This window comes from Actinophytocola sp., from assembly GCF_045807065.1.
In the GTDB taxonomy this organism is placed as follows: domain Bacteria; phylum Actinomycetota; class Actinomycetes; order Mycobacteriales; family Pseudonocardiaceae; genus Actinophytocola.
This window is the reverse complement of sequence record NZ_JBJMIE010000526.1, coordinates 1-11,730: the sequence shown is the minus strand read 5'-3', so window position 1 is coordinate 11,730 and position 11,730 is coordinate 1. Positions and strand designations below refer to the sequence as shown.

Here is an 11,730-nt window from a genome sequence, read left to right as displayed (position 1 = left end):
AGCCGTTTCCCACCTGTGAGCCGCCTGTCGCACCTCGCGGCGTCACAGGCCGGCACGATCGAGCTTGGCGATGAAGGACGTCTTGCGTTTGTGCCGGTCACGCAGATGGTCGAGGTAGGTGCCGAAGCGGGCCACGTCGCCGACGGCGCGGTAGGCGTCACGGAGTCGCCGGAGCATCTCGATGGCTTTGCCGTACCGGTATTTGTCTGTACTGGTGTCCAGCCGCCGCTGGACGAGCCGTTGCCATGGCTTGATCACGTCTCCTGGGTGAATGGGTTGGCGCAGCTCGATGAGCTGCTGCCAGCGTGAGTCGAACAGGACCTCGACATGGTCGACCGCGGTCTGCCAAGCATCGTCCAGTTCGCCCTGGTCGAGGTACACGCCGATGAGGTGGTCGGCATAGGCGGGCTGTCCGGCGGTGGCGTCCCGAAGCCGGCTGACCGCCTTGTCGCGTACAGCGGGCCAGTCACCAATGCGTTCAGCGGTGCGACGCAGATCATCGTAGTTCGTCTTGATCGGGTTCCCGTCGAACAGTTGCCACCGCAGAGCGAACGCCTCGTCGGTGGCGCCGCGCTCGAGCAGCAGGTCCACGTAGACGTCACGAAGCTTGCCCTTGTCGACCGAGTTGCCGATCTCCAGTCCTCGTCGTGCCCAACGCTCCGCCTCAGCCGCGCGTCCGGCGTTCCACAACACGTCCACGATCTTGCGGTACTGAGGCGCGGCATGAAGATTCTCGGCCAGCACCGCGACGTAGTGGTCGACATCGCCGGAAATCTCGGCCAGTTGCTCACGCAGCACACGAATCCCGAAAGGCGTGCTGCCGAACACATCCGGCTCCGCGGTCCGCGCACGGTCCTGGACCCGGCGTGCCAACTCGGCACGGCCCTTCTCTCCCAGCGCGGCCGCGTAGTCACGCAGTTCGAAGTCCGGCCAACCCGGCCCATCCAGCCGCAACTTCTCCAACCAGCCCGCCAGCCGTTTCGGATCGGGTGGCGCCGCCGGGCAGGCACGCGCGTGGACGGCCATCAGCGCACGCAGGTCATCGCCCAGGACGCCGGACGAATCGTCGACGTACCTCAGCGCAGTCGTCACCAGATCGACCGCGCGCCGCGCGAGAGCCGGCACATCGTGTCGACACTCGCTCTCGATCAGCGCCTCACACGCCGCGACGACATCCCTCGCCAGCCGGGAATACTCACCTCGCCCGTGACGCGGGTGCGTCCGCCGATCGCGCCGCAACCCGTCGATCAACCGACGTACCCGCTCCACCTCCACACTCGCCACGAGCGCCATTCAACACGCCGCATCAGACGGGACCGCTGCGTCACCTTCGTGTTCGCGCCGATACGTCATCGCGTCGCGGTCAGCCACGCCAGGTCGGTCTCGGCGGTGTGCCGCGCGGTCCTGGCGCGGGTGAACAGCTCGTCGGTCTTCGTCAGCACGAGCGTGTACGGCCGGCCCTGCCGGCGGGTCTGGTGCCGTACCGGCAGCCCGGCCGCGTCGATCTGGGCGTGCACGTGCCGGCGGCCGTCCTTCGCCAGCGGCCACTCGAAGTTCCGCCGCGACCGGGAGCCGAGGAACGCGCCGAGGGTGTCGCACAGCTCGCACCGGCACCCGGTCCAGGCGATCGACCAGTCGTCGTCCTCCCGTCGCGGTCGCGCGAGGATCGTGGCGAGCCGCCGCGCGCAGTCCCGCGCGATCTCGTCGAAGCCCGCCGCCGAACGCGAGGCCGCCGAACGCAGCGCCGGCATCAGGCACTCCAGCACCGTGTCCCCGTACCCGCGCAGCGCCGCGGTGATCTCCTCGCGCAGCGTGTCGTCGGCCGCTTCGAGCAGCCGCGTCAGCGGTGAGCTGAGCTTCTCCAGCTGTGGTCGGCGGATCTCGGTGCGCGCGGTCGTGGTCCAGGTCCGCAGTTCGTCGACCAGCCAGTGCCAGGTTCCGCCGGCCAGGAGCCGCGCCACCTCCGGTCCCCCGGCAGCGTGCAGTGCCTCGCACAGCCCGGGCAGCCCCTCGACCCACTCGTGCCGGTCGGTTCCGCCGCGGCGCCCCCGTTCGAACCACCCGTCGACGAGGTTCCGCGTCCATTCCTGGCCGTACCGCCCGGCCGCTGCCGCCAGTCCGTCCGCGTGCTCGGTCGTGAGCGTCTCCACACGGAACGGCTCCAGCAGCATCGCGGCCGTTTCGGCAGCACTCAGGCCCGCGGCCACGTCCAGCGCGGCGTCGAGCGATCCCGCCCGTGACGCGGTCCTGTGCCAGAACGGTGCGAGCGACTCCGCCGCGGCCCGGGCACCCGTCAGGTCGCCGGCGTCGATGCGGTCGCGGAGCTCACGCAGCGCCCACTGGGATCCGGCCTCGGCACGCGCCGCGAACGCCCGGTCCCGGGGCCACACGACGACCGCGGCCCGCCGGTACCACCGGTCCACCGTGTTGCCGTAGTTGCCCATGTAGCCCTCGTACTCGGACTCGTAGGGCTCCAGGGCCTTGCTCGGGGTGGTCGCGCACACCTCGTAGTCGGGGATATACAGCGAGATCGGCTCGCCGCCGGCGCCGTCCGGGCTGGTCCACCAACCGAGGGTGATCTCGTCGTCGATCAGATCGCGGCCATACCGCCGGGTTTGGTGGGGTCGGCGTCGCCGGTGTAGTGGTAGGCGGTGTCGTGCACGTGCAGCACCGGTGTCGGTCGCTGCCCGGTTTGGTCGAGTGCGAGTTGGGGTGTGTTGTCGGCTGGTGCGGACTGGATGGCGTGGGTGATGGTGTGGCGTACTGGGCCGAGTTGTAGGCCGATGAGGTCGTCGAGTTTGTCCCGGCGGTACGGGGTGGCGGTCAGGCCGAGCCAGCGGCGAGCCGGGATCTGCTTGACGGCGTGCTCGAACGCTGCAGCGGGGATGTGATGGCACTCGTCTACCACCACGAAGCCATATCCACCGACGAGTTCCTCGATGTTGCCCTTGCGAGCCAGCGTTTGCAGCATCGCGACATCGACCACACCATGGGTCTTGCGGCGACCACCGCCGAGTTGGCCTGCCTTGACTCCCAGGAGGTCGCCGATACGGGTGCGCCACTGGTCGGCGAGGGTCTTGCGGTCGACGAGCACGAGTGTCGAGGTCCCGTGAGCGGCGATCAGGGCACAGGCGATGACGGTCTTGCCCGCGCCGGGTGGGGCGACCAGCACCCCCAGGTCATGTTCACGCAGGTCTTTCACCGCGTCTTGTTGTGGGCGGGTCAGTGTGGCTGTGAAGGTGAATTTCCGCTGCTCGCCAGTCGCTCGCCCGTCCGTGATCTCGAGGCGACTGCCAGCCTGCTCGACCAGTGTGGCCACGGTGTCGGTCAGACCTCGGGGCACGACAAGCCCGCCATCGAGGGTCTCGTCATAGCTGCGCAAGAACCGTGGTGTGTCCCAGGTCGACATTCGGAGGCGTTGGCGTTCGTAGAACTGGGGGTTCGGCATCGATGCCGCGTGTTTGAGCGTCGCGTGCAATGCCGGCGGAAGATCAGCCATCTCGACCCGCACACCGGCGGCGAGTCGCGCGTGTACTGCTGGTGGCGGTGCGACCCGGATCCGCGTCGACGTCGCGGCGCTGATCCGCTCGATGCTCGTACCAACCGAGATCTGCCCGGCCTTGCGGGCAACTCGATTGACCTCCGCCGGACTCATCCGGCCCAGCGTGGACAAGAACGCCCACTGGTCATCGTGCGGTTCCATCGTGGCCAGGTCCAGGAACACCGTTGCCCCGTCGGCGCGGTATTTGCCGTGCAAGGGTGCGGCGATCAGGTTGCCTACGCCGCCGGCGGGTAGCACGTCCTGGGACGGGAACAGCCGGTCATAGCTGGCCAGGTCCATGTGGCCGCGCAACGCCATGGCTTCCCGCAGCAGTGCGGTGCCGAGCCGGCGGGCGGATTCGGCCGGCACGGGTGCGGTGAAGAACACCCACGTGTGCGCGCCGATCCCGGACCGGGACACCTCCAACGCGGCCGGCACCGACCAGGAGCGGGCGGCCTTCAGATACGCCAGGGCGTCGAGCATCGCCGTCGGTCCGTCGAAGTCGGCCGCCAGCCACCAGCACGTGTCGCCGTCCAGCAGCGGGTACAGGCCGACATGTGTTTCGCCGGTCAGATGCGCGCGCAGCACCTCTGCGGTGAGCGGCAGGTAGTCCCTGTCCTCGTGCCGCACGCCCTTGCGCCACCCACCACGCACCGCTGGCAGCCAACCCGCCTTGCCGGCGTGGGTGTTCTCCCATCGGGTGGCGTAGGTGTCGGTTCGGGCGCCGAAAAGTGCCGCGAAGAACGCGACCTTCGTTTCCGGCGTCGACTGGCGGTTGACTGGGCCTGGGTGTCCATCGAAGAAGCCGGTTTGTGTCGGGCCTGGTGGCGCTGCCTGCTTCGGCGTCAGCTCCAGCAGGCGCAACAGACGTGCGTTCTCCGCCCGGAGCTGGGCGGTCAGCGCGCGTAGGCTCGCCAACTCCTCCGCAGTTGGAAGATCGTCCACGCGACACACCGTAGAGCCGTCGAGCCTTCCCCGGCAGCCGGTGGATAGGGTTCGCCTACATGGCCACGAGGACCACTCCTGTCAGCGATATGTCGATCGATGACCTGCTTGAACGTGCCGCGGAACTGAAAAGCGAACTCGTGGCGTTCGGTCAGGGACCTCGCTTCGCGCGGCGGCTGGACACGGTGCTGTTCGAAGCCGCTGATGACGACGGCTTTCTCGACGAAGGCACCGCGATCCTCGCGATGGACTACTTCATGTTGCAGCGTCGCCTGTCCGACGGACGCACGGTGCTCGAACGGTTCGTCGCAGGGCGGCGGCCACCGCTGTCCGATGACGAGCGAGAGATGCTGCTCGGCTGGCACGACGTCATCGAAGGATGTTTCGAGGTCCGCCGGTTCGACGGAGACGCCGTCCTGCTGCACAACCTCATCGACGACCTCGTCTACCGCGTCTACTCCAACATGGGCCGGAAAGGGTTCGCCAAGATCCGGGCAGGCACGTTCGTCGTGGGCCGGATCGTGCCACTTCACCCCGCCACCGACGCCTGGATGGTGACCGGCACCTACACCCCGTACCCCAAGTCCGCACGGCGGCAGATCGCCGCCGCAGCAGCGCAACAGCTCACCACCCACCCTGAACTGCTCCGCCGCAACCCCGCCATGCTCCAGAAAGCCTGGGAGATCCAGGCCGAGCACCGCGCCGACTTCATCGACCAGGTCGGCACCGACCTCATCGTGCTACCACCGCAAGAGGCCCAGGACACGCTGCGCGAACACTACCGCCGCCAACGGGAACGGGCGCTGGCGAACCTCGACACCAAAACCACCAAACGAAAAGCGAAAGCCAGTCCCCCACCCGAACAGCTGCGGTTGCGCGAGGACATGCTCACGGCCGACACCATCGGCCTCATCTACGACGAGGTCGAAGGACTCAACCACTACCGCGACTTCGGCCGCCTGGACGCCTTGTTCGCCGATCCCACGCTGGCCCGCGACCGCACCCGCCTCACCCAACTACGCGAGTATCTGGACGACGACTCGGTCTCCCCACTGGCGATCCGCTGGCTCGTGCAGCGCCACCCCGACAACGCCGACCGGGTCTTCCGCACGCTGCTGCGCAAACCCGGCTTCTCGTGGGCACGGGACGGGGAGGACCTGCTTCGCCGCCGCAAGAAGACACACTTCGACCGCGAGCCGCTCCCCTCCATCTCCACCGTCGGCGAGCGCCTCGCCGAACTACTCCAGTGACTCAGACCCTCCAGTTGCTCAGACCGTCCCAACCAGCCGGCAGCGTCAACGCCGACGGCGGCCGGCCCAGGTAGGTGGCGTACACGGCGTGCAGCCACGCCTCGACCGTCTCCTCCCGGAACTCCAGGTCGGCGAACGAGACGAGGCCCTTCGCGTGCTGCCCCTTGCAACGAGCACGCAGCTCCACCGTGGCGTCGTCCTCGACGAGTCCGGTCACGACGACCGGGTTGCCCAGCAGTGTGGCGGGTACCGGGAAGTCGATCTCCTCCTCCAGCACCGTCAGGAACGCGGTCATCTGTTCGTGCTCGCCGTACGCGTCGGTGAGGATCGTCTCGATGTCCTCCCGCAACTGAGCCTCGGCATCTCGCTCAACCTCCCCCAACCGGGCGAGACGGGTGTTGATGCCGGCCTGGTCGAAGGCGGTCCAGGTGGGCTCGTCACTGTCCTCGACCGGTACGTCACCGCGGCCGCCGACACAGACCGGATGGGTGGCGACCGGCTCGACGACCTTCTCCAGGGTGATCTCGTGCCGCCAGTTGTCCCCGAAGTCGTAGGTGTAGGTGATGGGTTTGCGGGCACGGGCGAACGCGGTAGCCAGGGTGGTCTTGTACTCGTCGTACTCGAAGTCGAAGTGCGGGTCGCCGTACCGGTGCCGTCCGATGGTGAATCCGTGGAGATGGTCACCGTCCCACTCGAAGGCGATCTGGATGACCTCGTGCAACTCGCCCAGCGTTGCGGACGCCGGCATGACCACCCGACGCCAGCAGGCCGGCCGCACATGCCGCAGAACGATCTTGAGCTGGTACGTCACGTCCTCGTCGACGTCATCGAACACACCCAGCAACGACTCGCCCCGGGTGCCGATCGTCGCCAGGGCCCACCGGCCCAGTGGGGTGATCCGATGCCTGCTGGTGACGGCGCCGAACTCGACCAGCAACGCCACCGTCGCCTCCGCCGGATCACGCGTGCCGAACCCTCGATCGAAGGTCTCGTGCAACCCCGCACGGATGACGGCAAGAGTGACCGCTCTCAACAGTTCAGCACCAGTCGGCACCGAGTCGTGAGCCAGCACGGTCAGCGCCAGCCTGCCGATCTCCAGCGCCTGCGTTCCCTCACCACTCTCGAACAGACCGGTCAAAGCCGCCACGAAACCCCGGATCCACAGGTCAAGTACCTCGTCAGCGGTGGCGGACGGCCACTCCGCCACCGCCGGTCCCGCCACGGCACGAACACCGTCAACGGACAGCAGTCCCGCACCGAGCGCCGCCAGCCACGGCCAGTGCACCGCCGGCACATCCGCCGCACTACGCACCCAGTCCGGCAACTCGACACCCAACACGCCACCCGCCGCCGACACGTCCGCCCGGCGCAACACCCCCTTGGCCGTCACCGCCCGACCCGCACCAACCCAACCCGCCAAATCGACAGCACCCCGCAACGCGGCACACTCACGAGCCGAACAAGCAAGATCGTCAACCAGTTCGTCACCGTCCACCCGAGGCAGGGTAAAGCCGCCCAACATCCACCGACCAGGCAACCACCAGTTCACAAGTCTTACGTGCCCGAGACGCGCCCGAGAGGACCGACACAACACGACACCCGACGACACCACCGGGATGAGAGCAGTCAACCTGAGCAGCCGAAACGGTCTGACCTGGCATCAGTCGACACCACCCGACACGCCCCCGGGCCTGCTCTTAACCAGCGGGCCGGTGGGGTCGATCCCCGCAGTGCGTCGGGCCGTCGCAGGTTCACAGACGCCGGTGTCCCCGCCCCCTGGATGACCGGACGGCACGAGAACCTCGACGGGTATGGGTTGGCCCACCACACGCGGACGCCAACGGTTACAGCGACCGTTCGGAGTGCCGGACCCCATTGGGCTGGAGCAGACGATGACCCCATTTGAAGGGGGTCACGGGCCGTGCTCCAGTTTTGCTCCAGTTAAGCGTGCCACTATCCACAACGGACGAAGAAACAAGATCGCCCGCTGACCACATCTTCGCAGGTCAACGGGCACTTCTCATGAAAATCTAATTGTGGAGCTGAGGGGGTTCGAACCCCTGACCCCCACACTGCCAGTGTGGTGCGCTACCAGCTGCGCTACAGCCCCGTGTGCAGTACAAGTTACCGGATGCCTCGTGACCCGCTGCAGCGGGGTCCGACCTTCCCTTTTGGCCAGGTCGCGTGCTACACCCACACCCGTGGTCGCTGATGTCCAAGTGGTGCCCCTTGTCGAGCCGGATGCTGAGGGGGTTGATCCGCAGCAACGTCGTGAGCTGCAGCAACGTCGGTTGACGGGGTTGGTTGATCGGTTGTTGGTGGCGGGTGGGTTGCAGGCTCGGCGGTTGCGGGACGCTGGGGTCAGGGCCGGTGTGGACGTTTCACTCGACGATCTTTTTCGGCTACCTACCGTCACCAAGCGGGATCTGTGGGATCACTATCCAGAGGGACTGCGGGCCGTTCCCGTTGAGGACGTCGTCTGTGTGCACGGGTCGTCCGGGACCGGTGGGCGGCCTACGCTCGTGCCGTACACCGCCGGTGATGTGGATGTGTGGGCGCAGGTCATGGCGCGTGCGTTGGGTGGGGCGGGCGCCACTCGCCGGAGTTTGGTGCACAACGCGTACGGGTATGGGCTCTTCACCGGCGGCCTGGGGGTTCATCACGGCGCGATGCGGCTTGGCGCGACCGTGTTACCTCTGTCGGGTGGTATGACCGAGCGGCAGGTTCGGATGATCCACGATCTGCGGCCGGACATCCTGACCTGTACGCCCTCCTACGCGATCTTCCTCGGGGAGGCGTTGGGGGAACCGCCGCCCAGCCTGCGGGCCGGGTTGTTCGGTGCCGAGCCGTGGACGAACGAGATGCGCACCCAGATCGAGCAGTTGCTCGGCCTGCGGGCGCTCGACATCTACGGTCTCTCCGAGATCATCGGGCCAGGGGTGGCGGCCGAGTCGCTCGACTCGGACGGCATGTTGAACGTCGCCGAGGATCACTTCTTCGTCGAGGCCCTCGACAGTGACGGGCGGCCGGTGCCGGACGGCACGCCTGGCGAGTTGGTGTTCACGACCTTGACGAAGACCGGCATGCCCCTCCTGCGGTACCGGTCGGGTGACATCGCCGCGTTGGCCGGGCCGGTGCCGGGTGCGCCTCGGACGCTGCGGCGCATGTCGAAGCTGCTCGGACGCACCGACGACATGCTCGTGGTGCGTGGCGTGAACGTCTTCCCCACCGAGATCGAGGCGGTGTTGCTCGCGGACGGGCGGGTCAGCCCGCACTACCTGGTCGTCGAGGATCGGCGCGACGCGGCGCGGCCGGCGCTGGTCGTGGCGGTCGAGGCGGTGTCGGCCGCGGACAGCCTGGCCGCCGACCTCGGTGTCGCGCTGCGGGAGCGGCTCGGCATCACGTGTGTGGTGCGCGTGGTGGCGACCGGCAGCGTGCCCAGGACCGAGGTCGGCAAGGCGAAGCGGTTCGTCCGGTGGTCGACCGGGCCGGCGCCGCTCGACGGGCTAGCTGGCTGACCCGACGAGCGTGTTCAGCCAGTTCGACTTGGACGTGTCGACGACCTTCTGCCCGACGGCGATGGTCGGCGTGCCGAAGCCCTTCGAGCCGTCCGGGAACTGCTGCTGCAGGTAGGTCGCCTGCTGGACCTCGTCGAAGTTGCCCTGGACCAGCTTGTCGTACTTCCCGCTGCTGACGCAGGACGTGAAGTTCTTGTCGGTGATGCCCAAGTCGGTACCGAGCTTCGCCAGCTGCTGGCGGTCCCAGCCGCGGCTGCCCTCCTCGGGCTGGTCGTTGTAGAGGCTTTTGTGGAACGCGGGGAACTGGCCGGCGTCGGCGGCGCACAGCCCGGCGTTGGCCGAGTCCATGGAGTACCCGGGCGGGTCGGAGCGGTCGTTGAGCATGGGCAGCATGTGGTAGCGAACCTGGACGGTGCCGTCCGCGATGTGCTGCTCGACGTCGGTGCTGTAGGCCTTCTCGAACGCGCCGCAGGCCGGGCACAGGAAGTCCTCGTACACGTCGAGCGTGACCTTGGCGGTCGACTTGCCGACCACGACCACGCCGCCGTCGCGCTTGGCCGGCACGTCGGAGATGGCCGCCTGCTGCGAGGTGCTCTGGTTGAGCGCCGCGATGTCCTTGCCCTCGGTGGTGTTCTTCTGGTTGTTGTAGATGACGACCCCCGCTATCACGGCGATGAGCAGCACGACGACCACGCCGCCGCCGACGATCAGCTTCCTGCGGTCACCGCCCGAGCGGCGTGCCGCGGCCACGGCCTTGCCGCCACGGGTCTGCGCCTGCCGCTTCTTGCGAGCGTTGCGCTCAGCTCCACCCACCGGTCAAGTCCTTCCCTGCGTGTCCACGGTCTCCACGTCGGGAGCCCGCGCCGTAAGCCATCGATCGAGTGACGCGACACTGCGCGGCCGAACCAGCAGCCAGGTGGCGAGCAGCAGGAACCCGACGTCCCGCGCGATCTCCTGCGGGTACTGCGTCTGACCTGCCGCGACCTGCCCACCGCCGCCGAAGCAGCCGCAGTCGATGGTCAACCCGCGCGCCCACGACTGCGCGACGGCCCCGATGAACGCGACCAGCACGACGACGGACACAACGGCCACGATCCGCGTCCCGAGCCCCACGAGGAGCAACACCCCGAGCGCGAACTCGAGGAACGGCAACGCCCCGGCGACGGCACTGGCCACTCCGCTGGGCAGCACGTCGTACGCCTGCACCGCGACATAGGTCTGGTTGAGATCACTCGCCTTGATGGCCCCGGACACCAGCCACACGGCAGCAAGCCCGAGCCGGACAACCAGCCCAATCAGGTCAAGTGTGCGCGCGGACGGTCGAACCACGCCGTTGACGCTACCGAAGCCGCCTTAGGGCAACCTGAGAGCCCGTCGCCGCAGGTAGATCCCCACCGCGGCCCCGTAGACGACGTGGTCGACGACCTGCGGAAGAACGGACAACTCACGCACTCCGGCCGTCCGCCGCCCAGGCAACCGAAGAACGACCCCGGCGATGACTCCCCCGGCGACCGCACCCCAGAGGACAGTCCCGCGAGCAGGCAGAACCCGCGCAAGCACAACGCCCCAACCAGCGGAAATGCCGAAGTGCACCGGCACAGCGGCAAGAAGCAGCCGCCCCCGCCGCCTCTCGTCGGGCAGAAGCAACCGTCCAGCGGCATCAGCAGCCACGAGCGGATCCCGCCCCCGCACAACCGCCCAAACAGTAGAGGGCACCCCACCCACAACCCCGCCAACCACCCCGGCCCAAGCCCCACCACGAGACATGAACCAAGTCTCCCCCGCACCAACAGAGAAGGACAGGCAAGGAGGTGAAAGAGATGAGGAGGAGAAGCACCAGGCGAGCCGGCAAATCAGCCATAGGCAGCAACCGAGACCTGAGGACAAGACCGATTGGCAACACCGGCTGACTATTAGCTGGCAGCGCAAGTCGGCAAAGTGGACCAGCCACGCAGTCGGCATCACGAGCCATCACTCAGATTGGTGAGGCAGATCAACGCGGCAAGCCGCAACGCAGACGGCAAGCGAACAAGGCAAGCGAGCGAGGCAGGCCGGCAACACAGGCGAGCCGCCAGGCAGCAGGCAACAGGGCAGCCAGGGCGGGAGAAGGCAACCAGGTCAGCAAAAGGCGCCCAGGGCCAGACAGCAAGGACGAACCAAACCAGGCTGAGTCGACATGCACTGACCGCGCCGGCTCGGCACAAACCGCACCAAGCTGGACCCCGCCTTCCGCAGATGATGGAGCTGTCTGGTCGGTGAATCTGGTGTCTGATCTGGGGAAACGCTGGTGGGCCTGGTGGCGGGGCGTGTCACTAGGCGGTGGGATCGATGCAGGTCAGGTGGTTGCGGGTGTCGCCTCGGTGATCAGCGGCGGGACCGGTAGGTCGAGCGTGGTGAGGGTCGCGGTCTGGCTGTTGGTGAGTTTGGTGCGGCGACGGAAGGTGCCGGCGGGGCCGGTGAATGTGCCGAGGTGGAT

The 11,730-nt window shown here is 67.7% G+C and carries 8 protein-coding genes and 1 tRNA gene; 2 read left to right on the top strand and 7 right to left on the bottom strand.

Annotated features, from left to right (window positions below):
- Positions 1-42: 42 nt before the first annotated feature.
- The 3 genes from ACJ73U_RS30870 to ACJ73U_RS30860 all read right to left on the bottom strand — a co-directional run bounded on the left by ACJ73U_RS30870 (position 43) and on the right by ACJ73U_RS30860 (position 4,486).
- A complete protein-coding gene (locus ACJ73U_RS30870; RefSeq protein WP_407781251.1) occupies positions 43-1,284 on the bottom strand; it encodes a DUF6880 family protein in 1,242 nt (413 codons plus the stop codon).
- A 65-nt stretch (positions 1,285-1,349) separates the two neighbouring features.
- Positions 1,350-2,504, bottom strand: a complete 1,155-nt coding sequence (locus tag ACJ73U_RS30865; RefSeq protein WP_407781250.1) for a hypothetical protein — start codon at positions 2,502-2,504, stop codon at positions 1,350-1,352.
- Positions 2,505-2,590: 86 nt separating this feature from the next.
- A complete protein-coding gene (locus ACJ73U_RS30860) occupies positions 2,591-4,486 on the bottom strand; it encodes a TOTE conflict system archaeo-eukaryotic primase domain-containing protein (protein ID WP_407781249.1) in 1,896 nt (631 codons plus the stop codon).
- An 89-nt stretch (positions 4,487-4,575) separates the two neighbouring features.
- On the opposite strand from ACJ73U_RS30860, the gene ACJ73U_RS30855 reads away from it, so the two are divergent.
- Positions 4,576-5,736, top strand: coding sequence for a hypothetical protein (locus ACJ73U_RS30855; protein ID WP_407781248.1), 1,161 nt, complete (start codon positions 4,576-4,578; stop codon positions 5,734-5,736).
- Position 5,737: 1 nt separating this feature from the next.
- Here the strand turns inward: ACJ73U_RS30855 and ACJ73U_RS30850 are convergent, their stop codons facing one another.
- On the bottom strand, positions 5,738-7,126 hold the full coding sequence (locus tag ACJ73U_RS30850) for a plasmid pRiA4b ORF-3 family protein (RefSeq protein ID WP_407781247.1): 1,389 nt from the start codon (positions 7,124-7,126) through the stop codon (positions 5,738-5,740).
- Between the two features lie 647 nt (positions 7,127-7,773).
- A tRNA-Ala gene (locus ACJ73U_RS30845) sits at positions 7,774-7,846 on the bottom strand.
- Between ACJ73U_RS30845 and ACJ73U_RS30840 the strand changes: the two genes are divergently transcribed.
- A complete protein-coding gene (locus ACJ73U_RS30840; RefSeq protein WP_407781246.1) occupies positions 7,815-9,254 on the top strand; it encodes a phenylacetate--CoA ligase family protein in 1,440 nt (479 codons plus the stop codon). The genes ACJ73U_RS30845 and ACJ73U_RS30840 overlap by 32 nt on opposite strands.
- On the opposite strand, the gene ACJ73U_RS30835 is transcribed toward ACJ73U_RS30840, so the two are convergent.
- Both ACJ73U_RS30835 and ACJ73U_RS30830 read right to left on the bottom strand, forming a co-directional pair.
- Positions 9,243-10,067, bottom strand: a complete 825-nt coding sequence (locus ACJ73U_RS30835; RefSeq protein WP_407781245.1) for a DsbA family protein — start codon at positions 10,065-10,067, stop codon at positions 9,243-9,245. The two genes, ACJ73U_RS30840 and ACJ73U_RS30835, sit on opposite strands and share 12 nt — an antisense overlap.
- A gap of 3 nt (positions 10,068-10,070) precedes the next feature.
- A complete protein-coding gene (locus ACJ73U_RS30830) occupies positions 10,071-10,583 on the bottom strand; it encodes a MauE/DoxX family redox-associated membrane protein (RefSeq protein WP_407781244.1) in 513 nt (170 codons plus the stop codon).
- Between the last annotated feature and the right edge of the window lie 1,147 nt (positions 10,584-11,730).